Source organism: Marinobacter sp. KM021 (assembly GCF_050707965.1).
Classification (GTDB): domain Bacteria; phylum Pseudomonadota; class Gammaproteobacteria; order Pseudomonadales; family Oleiphilaceae; genus Marinobacter; species Marinobacter shengliensis.
The window spans coordinates 2,079,315-2,094,903 of the sequence record NZ_CP136129.1 but is presented as its reverse complement, the minus strand read 5'-3'; the positions used below and the strand labels follow the sequence as shown (position 1 = coordinate 2,094,903).

14 protein-coding genes are annotated in these 15,589 nt (G+C 58.1%); 11 read left to right on the top strand and 3 right to left on the bottom strand.

Features of this window, described 5'->3' with window-relative positions; translation table 11 throughout:
* Positions 1 to 89: 89 nt before the first annotated feature.
* From RVM24_RS09865 to RVM24_RS09855, 3 genes are all read right to left on the bottom strand, one after another.
* The gene (locus tag RVM24_RS09865; protein WP_431475330.1) at positions 90 to 2,084 is read right to left on the bottom strand and encodes an Ig-like domain-containing protein; all 1,995 of its coding nucleotides are present in this window, start codon (positions 2,082 to 2,084) and stop codon (positions 90 to 92) included.
* Between the two features lie 15 nt (positions 2,085 to 2,099).
* Positions 2,100 to 3,191, bottom strand: coding sequence for an OmpA family protein (locus RVM24_RS09860; protein ID WP_061331477.1), 1,092 nt, complete (start codon positions 3,189 to 3,191; stop codon positions 2,100 to 2,102).
* Positions 3,192 to 3,365: 174 nt separating this feature from the next.
* Positions 3,366 to 3,962, bottom strand: a complete 597-nt coding sequence (locus RVM24_RS09855) for a hypothetical protein (protein ID WP_061331476.1) — start codon at positions 3,960 to 3,962, stop codon at positions 3,366 to 3,368.
* Between the two features lie 220 nt (positions 3,963 to 4,182).
* Between RVM24_RS09855 and RVM24_RS09850 the strand changes: the two genes are divergently transcribed.
* The 11 genes from RVM24_RS09850 to RVM24_RS09800 all read left to right on the top strand — a co-directional run bounded on the left by RVM24_RS09850 (position 4,183) and on the right by RVM24_RS09800 (position 15,577).
* Entirely contained in the window at positions 4,183 to 5,550 is a 1,368-nt protein-coding gene (locus tag RVM24_RS09850; RefSeq protein ID WP_106695067.1) for a hypothetical protein, read from the top strand.
* A gap of 203 nt (positions 5,551 to 5,753) precedes the next feature.
* On the top strand, positions 5,754 to 5,975 hold the full coding sequence (locus tag RVM24_RS09845) for a hypothetical protein (protein ID WP_106695068.1): 222 nt from the start codon (positions 5,754 to 5,756) through the stop codon (positions 5,973 to 5,975).
* Between the two features lie 48 nt (positions 5,976 to 6,023).
* Positions 6,024 to 6,464 (top strand): TadE/TadG family type IV pilus assembly protein, encoded by a 441-nt coding sequence (locus RVM24_RS09840; RefSeq protein ID WP_106695069.1) that lies wholly within the window; start codon positions 6,024 to 6,026, stop codon positions 6,462 to 6,464.
* Between the two features lie 58 nt (positions 6,465 to 6,522).
* On the top strand, positions 6,523 to 7,419 hold the full coding sequence (gene cpaB / locus RVM24_RS09835; protein WP_374814354.1) for a Flp pilus assembly protein CpaB: 897 nt from the start codon (positions 6,523 to 6,525) through the stop codon (positions 7,417 to 7,419).
* On the top strand, positions 7,409 to 8,605 hold the full coding sequence (locus RVM24_RS09830; protein WP_374814352.1) for a type II and III secretion system protein family protein: 1,197 nt from the start codon (positions 7,409 to 7,411) through the stop codon (positions 8,603 to 8,605). Before cpaB ends, RVM24_RS09830 begins: the two co-directional genes overlap by 11 nt.
* A 13-nt stretch (positions 8,606 to 8,618) precedes the next feature.
* The gene (locus RVM24_RS09825) at positions 8,619 to 9,794 is read left to right on the top strand and encodes a hypothetical protein (RefSeq protein ID WP_061331471.1); all 1,176 of its coding nucleotides are present in this window, start codon (positions 8,619 to 8,621) and stop codon (positions 9,792 to 9,794) included.
* Positions 9,795 to 9,805: 11 nt separating this feature from the next.
* Complete coding sequence (locus RVM24_RS09820) at positions 9,806 to 11,005, top strand: CpaF family protein (protein WP_106695073.1); 1,200 nt, start codon at positions 9,806 to 9,808, stop codon at positions 11,003 to 11,005.
* The gene (locus RVM24_RS09815) at positions 11,002 to 11,916 is read left to right on the top strand and encodes a type II secretion system F family protein (protein ID WP_431475329.1); all 915 of its coding nucleotides are present in this window, start codon (positions 11,002 to 11,004) and stop codon (positions 11,914 to 11,916) included. Before RVM24_RS09820 ends, RVM24_RS09815 begins: the two co-directional genes overlap by 4 nt.
* Positions 11,909 to 12,781, top strand: a complete 873-nt coding sequence (locus RVM24_RS09810; protein ID WP_431475328.1) for a type II secretion system F family protein — start codon at positions 11,909 to 11,911, stop codon at positions 12,779 to 12,781. Before RVM24_RS09815 ends, RVM24_RS09810 begins: the two co-directional genes overlap by 8 nt.
* A 71-nt stretch (positions 12,782 to 12,852) precedes the next feature.
* Positions 12,853 to 13,725, top strand: coding sequence for a tetratricopeptide repeat protein (locus RVM24_RS09805; RefSeq protein WP_431475327.1), 873 nt, complete (start codon positions 12,853 to 12,855; stop codon positions 13,723 to 13,725).
* The gene (locus RVM24_RS09800; protein WP_374814344.1) at positions 13,718 to 15,577 is read left to right on the top strand and encodes a pilus assembly protein TadG-related protein; all 1,860 of its coding nucleotides are present in this window, start codon (positions 13,718 to 13,720) and stop codon (positions 15,575 to 15,577) included. Before RVM24_RS09805 ends, RVM24_RS09800 begins: the two co-directional genes overlap by 8 nt.
* The last annotated feature ends 12 nt before the right edge of the window (positions 15,578 to 15,589 follow it).

The window sequence follows — 15,589 nt, the reverse complement described above, 5'->3', positions numbered from 1 at the left end:
ACCCCAAGACATTAAAAACAAACAGCGGGGTCAGACCCCAAGACATTTGATGGTGCCAAATGTCCGGGGGTCTGACCCCAAAGGTGGGATTAGAAGTTGAAGAGGTTGCCGAACAGGCCTGCGAAGGTTTCGGGTAGTTCGGTCAGGTTGCTTGGGTCGAACAGGTCGCCCAGAGTCATCAGTTCCTCGATCAGGTCGCCAATCACCGGCAAGTCACTTTCGCCAAAGTTTGCCGGGTCCAGCAGGGTGAGGAGGTCACCCAGCAGGGGCAGGTCTTCCGGCTCAAAGGGTGTGTCCATCTCGAACAGGTTTTGCAGTCTTTCGATGAACTCATCTGTCAGCCCAAACTCTCCACCGTCCGGGAAGCCGCCGGCATCCAGCAGGCCGATCAACTGACCAATCAGGGGCAGGTCTTCAGGGCTCGGCATGCCGCCATTGCCGCCCTCTTCAGGGGCGAGCGCCAGCAAGGTGTCGAACAGGGCGCCGCCCAGATTCAGAACACCGTTGGGGCCAACGAAGGTTTCGAAGCCGTCCAGAACGGTGATGGAAGCCAGGCCGCCAAGGTCAACCCTCACCAGGGAGCCCTGCAGCAGGCCAATATCGGCCAGTGCCTTGGCATCCTGTTGGTTGGTCAGTTCGCCCAACACCGGGATTTGTGCAACGGCATCCAGAACAGTCAGCAGGCCGTCTTCCAGAGGTTCTGGCAACGGCAGGCCGTTGTCATCCACCAGGCGAAGCTGCAGCAAACCACGGTCGTTCTCTTCGAACAGATCAGCCAGCTCCGGCGGAACCGTGCTTAGATCGCCAGATGCCAGGCCCTCAAACAGCCCCAGCAGCAGGTCCGGAACCTGTTCCGGGTTGCCTCCAGTGAAGGCGTCCGCCAGAGCAGTGATCTGGCTTTGGCCCAAGCCCAGATCCAGTGCCAGGGTGCAGTTAACGCCGGGCTCTCCGTTGTTTACCGATTTCGGATCACAAACCGCGACCACCCCCGTCAGGAAGTTCAGAAAATCAACGCCATCCACGTTCGTGGTCGACATTCCGCCAAGCTGGATGCCGCCGTTCAGAATTTCAGACAGGCCATCAATCAGCGGGAGCTTCAGAATGAGTGCGTTATCCAGACTGTTAAGGCCGTCCTCCGAATCGCCGAACGCCAGCGGGTCCAGCAGGGTTCCGCCCAGTTCATTCAGGGCCGCGCCCAGCAGCGGGATCTGGTTGATCACGCCTTCATTCAGGGCCAGCACGAGCCCACCGGTTCGGAACACAACCGAATCCGTCGATTCCGCACCATTGCCGGCAAGATCGGTAATGCCGTTGGTGGTAATGACGCGATAGTAGGTTTGCCCAGCCAGGTTCTGATCAGGCGTAAACTCAACGGAGTTGCCAACCACACCAATGGCGCCGGAGACCACGCCTACAACATTGCCGTTATCGTCCAGTTCCTGAACAACAAAGGTCTCCTCATTAACGGTAGTAGGGTCAACCGGCTCACTGAACTCCATGAAAATGCGAGTATCAGGCGACGCCATGGTTTCGCCATTCTGTGGGCTGGAAGCCGCCACGGTCGGGCTGGTGGTGTCTTCTTGAGTAACGTCGCCGGTGGTAAAGCTGGCGGCATTTTTGGTGCCCAGGGTTTTGGCGGTGTCGTTATCCGGGCAATCGGCTTGCAGGCCAGACAAAGCTTCAATGGTGTGCTCGGTATTGGCGCTCAGATTGCCCTGTGGGTTCAACACCACAGACTTGCCCATCACCCGGGGGCTGCCCTCTTCAAGCGCCACCTGATTGACGCCGTTCAGCAAGCGAACGTGGGCCGCCACGCTGGCTGGGTCAACATTGGCGTTAAAGGTGATTCGCACGTTGCTGTTCAGCGCCACATCGCTTGCGCCATCTGCCGGTACGAATTCCGTCACCGCAAAAGTGCTGCTTGAGGATGCGCAGAACTGCGCCTGCTCAGTCTGGTCCCGCGTCGGGTCCTGAGGTACGGAGACTCTCGGATCACCCGGGCCTTCACCACTGCCGCCGCAGCCTGCCAAGGCCAGTGAAGAGGCAATACCCAATGCTGTCAAAGTGCGTTTTGTAATCGTCATGATCGCGTCCTCTGCTTATTTCTTCATGATTTCGGTGTGCTCGCCGGAGACAACGGCCTCCACTCGGCGGTTCTGTGCACGACCTTCCGGTGTGTCGTTCGAAGCAACGGGTTGGGATTCGCCCATACCCGATGTGGTAATCCGGTTGCGCATAATGCCGAATTCGTTGATCAGCACCTTCATCACCGCATCGGCGCGGCTCTTGGACAGCCGCTGGTTGTAGCTGGCGGAACCGGTGCTGTCGGTGTGGCCTTCCAACAAGATCGTGGAGGTGGGGTATTGCTTCATCACCTTGGCCAGCTTTTCGATGTCCGGGTAGAAGGCTTCGCGTACTTCGGTTTTGTCCAGCTCAAACTCAACGTAAAGGGTCTCGCGAATTTCCCGGGTAAGCTCTTTCGGGCAGCCGTCGGCATCCACCAGGGCGCCTTGCGGGGTGTTCGGGCACTTGTCCAGTTCGTCAATCACGCCGTCGCCGTCGGAGTCTTTGGGCGGTGCAATCACCGGCTCGCGCCGGGGCGCAATCTCAGCACTGGGTGCCGCGGGGAACTTGCGGTTAAAAAGGTAGTGAATGCCGGCAAAGTACTGGCCGTCCACATAGCCGTCTTCCAGCTCGGTACGGGCGCGCACGCCGGCCTCAAACATAAAGCGGGGCGCGAGCATGCGCTGCAGGCCACCTTCCAGGTAGAGGCTGTCTTCGTTCTTGCTGCCACCACCATCAATATCCAGGTTGGTGTTGCTGTAGCCGCCGCCGGCGAACGGGCGCCAGCCACCCAGGCGGAATTTGCCGGGGTGAATGCGGCCACCTAATGAAAAGCGCCACAGTTCAATATCGACATTGTTTACGCGGGTTTCCGGCTCGGCGTAACTGGCCTGGCCGAACAAACTGAAATTGGGGTTGAACTGGTGGGTAATGTTGAGGCCACCCTCCCAGTAATTGGCCAGGTTATCCTCCACCGCGGATTTATTGCGGGAGTTGCCGGAGTCGACATAGCTGCCCTCCAGTCCCAACGTGGTGTAACTGATCGGAAAGTTTTCAGAAGCGGCGGCCAGGCCGGTCGCAAGGGCGGCACCGAACAGTGCAGCCAGAGCCAGAATGCGTCGTTGCATGGATTATCTCCTTGTGATCTCAATGCAAAATCAGTATAAGTTGTATTATGCGATACGCAAACAAAAGATTACACAATTTCACGTTAATTGACACTCTGGCCCGAGCGGCTTGCTTTGCGCAGGGGTAGGGGGCGGCTTAATGGCCTTTTATGCAGTGGTGCAGCAGGGAAGGGGTCAGGCGTTTTCGGGCAGGGAGAAGCGAAGCGTTGTCTGCGGTGGGATCACGGTAATCTGGTCGTCCAGAATGGCGTCCAGGTTATAGATGGTGACGAACTTGGCGGTACCGAAGCGGGTGACGGCGTCATAGGCAATGGCCGTTAACTCCCGATATGGGGCCAGCTCCACCAGTTTGTCCAGCAGGTCCATCCGGTTGGAAGGCTTGCGGGGGAAATCCTCACGGGGAGCGCATTCTGCGTCCAGCCACTGGTTCCATAACCGGTTAACGTCGTCCAGCACTTCCCGGTTGGCCCGCAGGGGCAAGTTGAGGAAGCGGCAAGCGTTGAAGGTAGACAGCTTCTGCTTATTGCTGTCCCAATCGCCAATATCGACTTTGATATCGGCAAAGCAGACGCCCAAGCCTGTCGATGCGCTTTCACGAACGGCAGCGCCGATCAGACTGCCAGGGCCCTTGTTGCCATAGAGGAGGGTAATGCCTTTACGGGGAAGCTGAAAATCCGGCCCCTGAAAATAGTCAGGTTGGCAGATGGTGTATTCTGCAGGTTGCTGTTCGCCCTCGTAGAAGAAGAACGTTTTGGTACCAATGGCAGACACGGTGGCTTTACACTCCGGAAAATCAGCATGATGAAAGCCTGGGTAATGGTCAGTGCACTATTTTCTGCACCTCAGAGCGTTTGCTCAATGTCCATCAGAAGCACCCAGACTGTTCAGCTTCGTATGGTAACATTGAAAAAATATTATACAAAAACGAAAGCGTGCCATTTGTGATTCAGTGTGGATATTATCAATGAGTATTAAAGGATAAAGGCAAAGCATGGCAAGAAGCGAACTCACTCACCCGTCAAAACCGATCAACGGCCAATCCCTGATGAGCCTCAAAGCAGTGCTGGAGAGCTACCTTGGTGGCGGCGAAGTCCGTGATCTTGATCTGGCCATGCTGATGAACGTCCCGTTGAATCGGTTGAGCCAGCTTAAGCGAGCGAAAAGCTCTATCGAAACGGTCGGGCGAGACGTAACGCCCGATGAAACCCTGGGCCTGGCCGATGACGACGACGCGGTGGCCGAACTTCCCGGATTGCGGCCAAGCCAGGCCATTTTGGTGCGGTTGCTGCTGAAACACCCGGAGTGGGTACCCATTCCGTTGCGCCCCTCCCACCCGGAAGTGTTTTCCCTGCTGCAGCCGTTTATGCCGGGGGCGGATGGCAGAACACCCAACAAGGCGGGCTTTGCGCCTTTGTTTGGCCGCTCGTATATTTCTTCCTACAAACTGCTGTCAGAGAGCGCTGACGGCTCCCAAGGGGCCGGTTTGCCCATCATTCGCCTGCAGCGACTGGTGGTGGCAAAGTATGCCCGTGCATTCGCAGACGCACTCGCGGCATTGGCCAGCAAAACCCCAGAAGTGCCCGCTGATGTCCTGGCCACCGCAAAGAACCTGAATGGCTGGGCCCTGCTCCGCGAGCGGGATTCACTAACTGACTGGATGAATGATGAACTGCTGCTGAACTTCGAAAACGATGTGAATCAGCGCTTTCAGGTCTGGTTCAACGATCAATACCTTGGCATTCTGAAAGACGAGGCCGCCTCACGGGATACCAGTCCTGAGCAGGCGATCGAGAAAGGTAAATGGACCAACACCGAAGAGGTGTCTGACCAGAAACTGGCCTCCTATAGCCGCGCCCAACGCCCGATTCTGGGTCGCAGTGACAGCCCCTTCTCATTGTTCCGGGAAAGCTTTGGCCTCACCAGTGCCGAGGCATACTGGGTATTTGGTATTCAGGTAAAAGCCTTCTATCGATTCCGCCAGCGGGCGAACCAGCGTATCGATGCCCCTACCTCTATTCTCCTGCGTTATCTGTTCCGCTACCCGGACGATATCGATCTGTTCATGCCGGTACCGGCCTCTGGTCGTGACATTTTCGATGCCATCCAGCAGGAAGATCCGGACTTCAAGCTGAGCCAGCTGGCGCCTTTGTTCGGGGCATCCAGGGTAATGAGCTATGAATTTGCGGAGCCAGAGGCCGCTTGTCCATTCTTCGCCCGCCGCCTTGCCACCGTTTTCTGGCAGCAAAGGCAGAAAGGGGAACCAATCTACCGGGCCATGCGTGAGTGTGTAGAGGAGGAGGTTATCGCCCGTGGGCTGGACCTCGGGCAGTTCTGGCGGGATGGCCGTTGGCACAAATAGCCTTGAAACTTGGCATTTCGGGCAAATAACTTTACAAACCTTTTCAGTTATAAAGGTGTCAAGTCCGAATAATGCAGTTAGGATGAAATTGTGATCACGGAACTATGATCGAATGCGCCCAGTTATTCTGTACGCATAAACTAGAAGCTGGATTCATTCGGAAAACAAATAAATGCTGTTTTGTTATATAAAGAGGCCTGGTCATGAAAAATTACAATATCTCGAACCTGCTTTCTAAACCGTTCGCCGGTTCTCGTCAGAAGGGTGCTTCCTCGCTGGAGTATCTGATGCTTGGGGCGGTCATTGTCATTATTCTGGGGGTGGTCATCGCAACCGCCGGCGACGAAGGCGGCATTGGCAGTAAAATAGTTGATACTTTCAACTCCCTGCTTGGCAACGCTCAGGATCAAGTAGACGCCAACTGATCAACAACTTGTTTGTGCAGTACAAGTATTGATTTGCACAGGTGCCTTATGACTATAAAAAAAGAAAAAGGCGTTATTGCTCTGGAGTTTCTGCTGGTCTTCCCCATGATTCTTGCAATTATCTATGGGGCGGCGGGATACGGGGTACTCTTCTATAACAAGTACCAGATGCAGGTAGCAGTCGACCGCGCCGCATCAGCCGTATTCTCGCTCGACCGGCGTGAGTACAGCACCTTTTCAGATAACGCCGTAGCCTACAGCAGCGAAGTGCTTGCAGCGCTCAGTGGCCGGTTGCCGGCGGCGGCAGCCGACCACATTGCTACCCGCGAATGCGGTGTGGTTAACCATGGTGGTGTGCAGCTGCTGGAGTGTGTGCTGGTGGCAGATGCGGGTGACTCTTCCTTCATGCCCCAGGTGCGGTTTGCGGGCATTGGTGCGTTTCCTCCCATGCCCAGTCAGCTGACCGCCCGCTCCGCCATTGCGTTTTGACGTGACAAACCTTGCCCCTGCGCGGCAACTCTCATTGCGAACAATAAGGACAGGCTGAATGAGGTCAAAGTTCGTATACGCAGCGCCCTCCCTGGTTCTGGCACTGGCCGCCATCGGCCTTGCCCTCTACGGGCTCATGCAATCTCCTGAAACACCCGTAGCCACCCCGTTAGCGGAACAGGCGCCGGCCCAGGCGGTAGAGGAGAAAGAGGCGGCACCGGTTTTCCGCTATCTGGTCGCCATTGAGGACCTGGAAGCCGGCACCGTGCTCGCGCAGGAACAGTTCCAGGAGTTTGAACTGCCGGCGGCCCTGGAAAGCGCTCTCTCCCCAGATCAAGCCCCGTTTGGAACGGCTCTAAACAGACCGCTTAAAGCGGGCATGCTGCTGTCGCAATCCAGCATTGATTCGGGCACGCCGCTGCAATTGTCCCTGGCCGACGGCGCTCGCGCCATGGCTTTTGAACTGAACGCTCTGTCCAGCGTCGGTGGGCTGATCCAGCCGGGCGACCAGGTGGATATTTACGCGACCTTCAAGGGTTCTGGCGGAACCGATACCGGCACCACCCGCCTGATGCGCAATGTCGAGGTGCTGGCAGTACGCGGTGCCCTGGAACCCGGCAGTGACGCCAGTGACGACGCCCAGCGCCGCAACCAGACCATGGTGCTGTCAGTGCCGCAGGCGGAGGTTGCCCGTTTGGTCCTCGCCGCTTCGGAATCGCGACTGAGCTTTGTCGCCGCCAGACCAGAGCTGAAAGCCATTGGCGAAGAAGCGCTGGATGACATCGCCGGCAAAGCGGTGGAAGAACAGCAGATCAGCCTGCTTACAGACATCCGCCCCAGTGCCAAACCCAAGCCTGCCCCTGCGCAGCAACCCCGACAGGCGCCTGCCAGAAACCCCGGCCAAGAGGTCAAGATTTACGAAGGTTCCGGCACAAGGAGTGTCTATGTACGCTGATCTCTGTTCCCGCCTGAAGCCATCGGGCAGGGCGTTCGCCACCGCTTTGGTTGCCTCGTTGCTCTTGATTGCCACTCCGGCGATGGCCGATGCCGACAGGGTATCCGTGGCTCCAGGTGAGCAACACGTGCTGACCTTTATGAAACCGCTGGAAAAGCTCTCAGTGTCCAATCCGGATGTCGTGTCCGTCACCGCCACCGGAAAACAGGAAGTGCTGGTGACAGCAGAAGCCCAGGGTTCCGCCATTGTCCGCGCCTGGCTGAAAGGCGAAACCAGCCCGCGCCAGACCAACTTCCAGGTGTCCGATGTTCTGGGGTCAAAAAACCCGCTGCCCATGCAGGTGCAAACCGACATTCGCGTGGTGGAAGTGAACCGCTCCGAGCTCAATACCCTGGGCGTTTATTACTCGCGACTGTTCAATGGCGGTAACAACAGCGTTACCATCGCCCCGCCGGGCAGCGGTGCCACCCGGGGCTTCCCCGGCGCTTCCGCAGCCGGTGTGCCGGGCGTGGGCGCCGAAGGCTTCAATCTGTTCAGCTTTGGTTCCAGCTCCCTCAGCATCATCAACGCCCTGGAATCCGGCGGTTTTGCCTACACCCTGGCGGAACCCTCGCTGGTCAGCCTCAGTGGCCAGACAGCCACCTTTCTCTCCGGTGGTGAGTTTCCTATTCCGGTGTCGTCCCGGGACGGCGATATCCAGATTGAGTTCAAGGAATTTGGCGTCAGCCTGGCGCTAACACCCACCGTGGTCAGTGAAGACCAGATCATCCTGAAAGTGGCCCCCGAAGTCAGTGAGCTCGATTTCTCATCAGGCGTGGCCACCGGCGGCGTTGCTGTGCCCGGGTTACGCATTCGCCGCACCGAAACTATGGTCTCCATGGCCTCCGGCGAGAGCTTCATCATCAGTGGCCTGGTTAGCCGCTCCACTACCAATACCAGCGACCGACTGCCGGGCCTGGGCAACATCCCCATTCTGGGCGCGTTCTTTCGGTCAGACCGCATCGCCTCCGAAGACAAGGAGCTGATCATGGTGGTCACCCCCAGGCTGGTTAGCCCGCAGCGAAAGCTGCCGGCGGATGTTCGCAACTTCGGTAAAGAGTATGAGTACAGCAGCACCGGCTGGCTGGACATGGTGATTAATAGTCGCAGTGCAGGCGAGCCGATCGAAAGCGGCCTGAGCTGGTAAGGGAAGGGTACCCATGAGCGAATCCATAATCTGCGTAGCCGATGATGTAGGTGCCCGCGTCTGGCTTGAGCGAGTGCTCGAATCCGAGTGGAATCTGGAATGCCTCAGCTCCATGGATCTGTCTCGTGTCAGCCGTCTGGTGCAGGCAACCGGGGCACCGGTGGTGCTGGTGGCCATCGATGAGAACGACGCCAACCGGGCCCTGAAGGTGTTTGCCGCCATTCAGAAAGCCTGCCCGAACTCACAGCTGATTGGGGTTGCCCATCGGCTGTCCCAGGACCTGCTGCTCAGCATCATGCGTGCCGGTGCCCGGGATTGCCTGGTGACCGGCGTGGACGCCGATACCGCCCGCGATCGCGTTCGCCGCATAGCCGATTCCGCCGCCCAGGCGCCAACGGCCGCACCCAGTGCCGGCCGGGGCGACATCACCCTGGTGGTGTCTGCGTCCAGCATTGTGGACACACGTTTCTTCTGCCAGAACTTCGTGGCGGAACTGAACGAATACCAGGCCGGCAAAAACATACTGGCCATGGATTCCAACTCTGAGGCCAACCGCACCTTCTACTTTGACAACCTCAGCCGCCTGACCCTGGACGAGCTCATCAGCCGTGGCGACAGCATCGACCGATCACTGGTGGAAACCGCCCTGGAAGAATACCAGGATGGCCTGCGGCTTTTGTCTGGAGATATCAGCAGCGAACTGTTGAAAGGCGATGCCGCCGCAGATCTCTATATTACGATCAGCCAGCTGGCGACCCTGTTTGACCACATGGTGATCCGTGTTGATCCCGCCCACACAGGGGAATGGCTCCGAGCCATCGGCGCCAACGTTAATCGCATCATCACCGTGACTCATCCGGTGGTGGACCAGGTGCAGGCGACAGAAAAGTTGCTGCAGGAAATCAACGAGTGGGTGGCTACCGAGTGCTCCCGCTACGTGGTGGTGGATGGCTATGAGAAACGGGCCAGCCTATCGTTGTCTGATATCGAGAAAACCCTCGACCACAAGTGTGACCTGGCCCTGCCTCTGGAATGGCGCTACCGCCTGGACGCGATGAACGCGGGCTTGCCCATCGCTAACCTGCTCCATAAAAGCACCTATCACCGGAGCCTGGGCGGTTTTATACACACCTGCTGTGCCGCCGGGGAAACCCGCCGCAAATTCACCTTTAAACGCACAGCGGTTTAAGAGGGCGGATTATGGCGACCCGTATTGACGACGATTACCAGAACCTGAAAAAGAACGTTCACACCCATGTGGTGGAACGCCTCGACGAAGAGGGTATCGAAGTTGAACGGATAGACGCCCAGCAGCTTCACCGGTTCATCCAGTCCACGGTAGACCAGTACGTGTCCGTCAACCGCATCCCCCTGGCCATGGCCGACCAGACCATGCTGGTGCGGGAAATGGTGGACGAAGTCGTGGGCTTTGGTCCGCTGGAGCCGCTGCTAGCGGATGACCAGGTGAATGACATCCTGATCAACGGCGCCCGCAGTGTGTTCGTGGAAATTGCCGGCGTGCTGCAAAAAGTGCAGGTTCGGTTTATTGATGATGACCACGTGCTGCGCATCATTCGCCGCATTCTGGCCCCCCTCGGGCGCCGGCTGGACGAAAGCAGCCCCATGGTGGATGCCCGCCTGCCGGACGGCTCCCGGGTAAATGCCATCATTCCGCCTATCGCCCTGGATGGGCCGTCCATGTCCATCCGAAAGTTCTCCAGCAAACATCTGACCGCCAACCAGCTGGTCAATATGGGCTCCATGACTCGTGAATGTCTGGACCTGCTGGCGGGTATTGTGGAATCCCGCCGCAACCTGCTGGTCAGCGGCGGTACCGGCACCGGTAAAACCACCATCCTGAACCTGCTCAGCGAATTCATTCCCAAAGACGAGCGCATCGTCACCATTGAGGATTCCGCCGAGCTGCAGCTGAACCATCCGCACATCGTGCGCCTGGAAACCCGCCCCGCCAACACCGAAGGCACCGGCCGCGTCACCGCACGGGATCTCATCGTCAACGCCCTGCGGATGCGGCCAGACCGAGTAATTGTGGGCGAGGTTCGCTCCGGAGAAATCATCGAACTGCTGCAGGCCATGAACACCGGCCACGAAGGCTCCATGAGTACCATCCACTCCAACTCCGCCAAAGATGCGCTGATTCGTATCGAAACCCTGCTGGCGGTGAACGGCTACGACGCCGGCGAACGGGCCATCGCCCGGTTGATTGGCTCCTCCCTGGATGTGGTGGTTCAGCTCACCCGCCTGCCCAACGGCCGCCGTCTGGTGAGCGAAGTGGTTGCCCTGCGCCCCACCAAAGACGACCCCTACCGCATGGAAACCCTGTACCGCTCCAGCGAACTGGACTGGCTGGCGCCGGAAGATACCGGGGTTGCCCCGTGAATACCCAGCTGACCTGGCTGCTGTGCCTGCTGGCCGGTGTGGCCGCGGTGCTGGTGATCATGCTGCAGCTCACCCTGAGCCGCCTGCTGGCCGCCGATGACATCAAAAAACGCACGGCCCGGCGCCTGGCACCGGAGGTGCCGGTGGAGCAAAAACCATCGGTGATTGATCTCGGGCCACTGCAAAGCGTGCTGCTACGGGCGGGTTTCCGCGTATCCAGTGCCAGAATCCTGCTGCAGGCGATCCTTTTACTGGCAACACTGGTGGCCGTATTTATCTTGCAGGGGCTTGTTGAAGTGCTGGTATCCCTGTTTTTTGTGATCACTGCCCTGGTGACCACCTGGCGGGTAAAATTCGAGCGCCAACGCCGGCAGATTTTTGAAGAACTGCCCGGCATTCTCGATGGCATGCTGCGCTCCATTTCCGTTGGCCGCTCCGTGGAACAGAGTATCGTCAACGCCTTCAGCGATGCCTCCCCGGTGTTCGACCCCATGGTGTTCCGGCTTAAAAACGCCGTCAGCCAGGGCCGGGATTACACACTGGTACTGGATGCCTTCGCCAGCTTCTACCAGATTCCTGCCTTTACCCAGATCGCCATTGCCCTGAGAACCTCCTCTCGGTTTGGTTCTTCGGTTAAACCCGTGCTGTTTGAAGTGGCCAAGGCCATTCGTTCCCAGCAGGAGCTGCGCCGGGAGTTCATGGCTGCCACGGCGGAAACCCGGTTTACCGCCATTGTCTTCGCCATCATGCCGCCGGGCCTGGCGGTGTACATGGTGGTGCTGAACGAGCAGTTCTCCGAGAAACTGCTGCACTCGGAGGTGGGGCAAACCCTGTTAATGGTGTCTGGCGGCCTGCAGCTACTGGGTATAGTGATGATCTGGAACCTGATCAGGGGGGTGGGCCGTGGCTGATCTTGCCCTGATTCTGGCCGCCGTGCTGGCGGTATTAGCGGTGATTGCCGGTGTTTACGGGGCACCGCGCTGGGCCCTAAAAGCCCGGGTGAGCGCCCGTTTACGCCGTGAGCGAATTGCCATGGACTCCGGCCAGGCGGAATCTCCCTACAGCGAATTTTTGATGTGGCTGGTAGACCGGAAGCTCTTTGCATCGGATTTCCGGGAACTGGAACCGGCCCTGGACGCCACCGGCAAAACACCGCTCCAGTCTCGTCAACATTATCTGTTCTGGTGTTGGCTGGTGCCATTTGGCGTTGCCGTTGCCGCCTTCTGGTGGCTGGAGTTCGTCATGGCCGCCCTGGTATTGCTGGCAGCCTTCTACCTGCCCAGGCGTTTTGCCCGCAGTGCCGGTGAAGACGCCGAAAAACTGCAGAACCGCGAAGCCATCGAGCTCTGCCACATGACCCGAATGCTGCTGGAGGCCGGCCTCAGCCCCGAGCGCTCCCTGAAACTGATCTCCCATCAGGCCCGGGATCTTATGCCCCGGCTGATTCACCGCATTGACCGGTTCAACCGGGTGATGGAAAGCGGGGCAGACCGCACCGCCGCCCTGGACGAACTGGGACGAAACCGAAACCTCACCGTGTTGCGCCATTACGTGGCCCTGATGAAACAGTCCGGCACCCTGGGCTCCAAGGTAGCCGGCGGGCTGGACCAGATAGTGGAAGAAGCCCAGCACGAAGAACGCAGCAAACTGAAAGAAGAAACCAACAAGATCGGCGCCCGAATGACTATCATCATGATGATCTTCATGCTGCCGTCTCTGTTCATGTTAATCGGCGGGCCGGCGGTACTGTCGATACTTGATGCATTCCAGCGATAGCGCATAACCGTGACAACAAAAGGTGAACTCTGACCATGCGGGTAGTAAACACATCAGGCAAATGGCAAGGAATGGCAGCGAAGCTGGGCGTTATAGGTTTGGGCCTGGCGTTGGCGGGTTGTTCCTCCATGGCCACCACAGGTACAGGCAGCACCGGGCCAGCCAAAACGAGCGGTTCGCTGGATAACGGGGTTTACCTGATCAACTGCTCTGAGGTGGCGCAGCCCGAGCACCGGGTAGAGCTGGACGCCATCGATGCCGCCATGGAAGACCGCCAATACTATGCAGCACTGGCCAGGCTGGAAGGGCTGTCGTTCGACACCCAGGCCCATTGGCTGCGCTGGGCTCAGCTACTGGGGCAGGTAGACCAGCTGGATTATTCCGAGGAAGTGTTCCGGGCCATCGTGGACGAATGCAATTCCTACCAGGCACTGCATGGCCTGGGTGTGGTACAGGTGAAAAAAGACAACACCCTTGAAGCGATCGATTTGCTGACCAAGGCCAAATCCCAGGCACCGGCCAATGCCGATATCCGTAACGACCTGGGCTACGCCCTGATGCGCGCCGGCCGCTACGACCGCGCGGCGTTTGAATTGCGCACCGCCTACGAGCTGTCGCGGGGCAGGCGATCTACCCGGCAGAATCTGATTGCCGCCTATTACCTGAACGGTGGCGATGCGGCGATCAAACAGTTGCAGCGGCAAATCGGCCTGACCGAAGAACACATTGCCGCAGGCAAACGTCAGGCGAGCCAATTGGCCGGCCTCTCTTTTGCGCAACAATCGGACTCAACGGTTTCCCGGATTCTGGAAGCCCAATCTGAACAGCCTGCCAGGGGCGGTGAGCTGAGCGAACCGGTCGTTATCCAGACCCTGGAAAGACTCAAAGAGTCCTTCCAGCAACCGATACCGCAACGCATAGGTGAGTCTACCCGCGATGAATAAGAGTCGGCAGCAGGGCGTACTGATTTTTGCAACACCGTTGCTACTGGCATTGGTGTTCATCTTCGTGACCCTGCTGATCGACGGCTCCCGACTGCTGATGATGCAGTCACAAATGCAGTCTGTGGTGAACTCCGCGGCCACCGCTGCAGCCGATGAAGCCCAGGCCTGTGGTGGCACAGACGTTACCTGGAATGCCATGCAGCAGCGCGCCCTGCTGGCGGCGCAAGCGGCAGGCTTTGACGGCGAGGCGAGCGATCTGGAAATTCTCCCGGGTGTGCTCCGCCCCGGTGAAACCGCCACCAGCCCCATGCGCTTCGCCAGCCGAAACCCGACCACAGAAATGGCCCAGACCAACGCCACCCATGTGCGTTATACCCGCACGGAGCCAATCTCTTTCCTGCTGCCACAGGCCCTGTTCCCGCCCATCACCGTTTCCGCCGATGCTGTCGCTCGTAAGGAAGTCTACGCCACCCTGAGTGCCGCCGGTTCAACCGCCACGGTGGAGGACGGCCTGCTGGGCATGTTGATTGGCAGCTTGTTGGGTATGCCTGGCTATAGTCTGAATGCTACTGACCTCAGCAGTCTTGAAAATACGTTGATCGGGCTCGGTGACTTGCTGGCTGCATTAGGCGTGGACAACCTGACCGATCTGGTCGACGAGCCGTTGCTGGATGTGCTGGACGCCGTGGTCACGCTTGCCGGTGGCACAGTTACTCCGGCTGGCCGGGTGGTGGATGACCTGACAGGTGCCCTTGGTCTCAGCGGCCTGAACGCATCGGCAATCTTTGAAGTTTTGGCAGAACCGCCACCTCCGCAGCAGACGACCGTTCCGGTCTACGATTTCGTGATCAGTTTGGTTATGAACAGCGTTCGAGCTTCAAATCAGGCTGGCAGTGGTTTGCTGTCGCTGGACCTGGATACCTCAGATTCAGCGTTGCTGAACAGTCTTGTAGGTTCCGAAAGCCTGCTTGCGGATGTGGATGTGGCATTGGGTTTGTGGGTGAATGAGCCTCCGAAGATCGTTATTGGCCCTGCACGGCAAGATAGTGATGGCCAGTGGATGACGAAGGTGTCAGCCGCCGATATTGGCCTGGATGCCCGGATAGAGGTGGATCTCAGCTCCGGTTTGATTGGCACGGTGACCACCTTATTGAACGTGCTCACGCTAGGATCACTGGACGTCAAACTCTTAACGGATGATGACGGTGGCATTCGAATTCCCCTTGTTGTCAAAGTCGGCGGTGGTGAGGCCTTTTTTGAGGGTGCGGATTGTGCCAAGGGCGACAGCAACACCACCCGTTTCGATTTTCGAGTAGAAGGAGGGGCAGTTAGTGCCGAGTCCGGTGCACTGAACCCGGCAAATGGACAGATAGTGCCAGAGCCGATTTACGCACCAATATTGGATGTAGAAGCGAAGTTTCTCGGAGTGGTTACACTGGTGGATATGGAAGTCTGTCTCAGCGCAGACGCGGATGTGGATATAGGTTCCAGCGCCAAATACGAAACCTTGGCCCCCTACAACCTCTCTTGTCCCGGCGGAGTGTGTGAAATCGGGGAGATTAAATCCACAGGCGGCCTCGACAGCATTAATGTAGAAGTGAACAACGTTTCTTTGCTCAAATGCAGTGGCTCGACTTCCAGTAATGAACAGAATGTGATCGACACGTTAATCGGTGGACTGGTAAGCCCACTCACAAGCCTCCTCTCTGTGGTGTTGGAGGAAGTCGTCACCACCCTCGTCTCCCCACTACTCTCCGCACTGGGCGCAGACCTCGGTGGCATGCACTTACGGGTACTGGGCGCCGAACAAACTGGCTCCCAGCTGGTAGAGAATGTAGTCTTTGAAGAATAACCCCCAGCAACC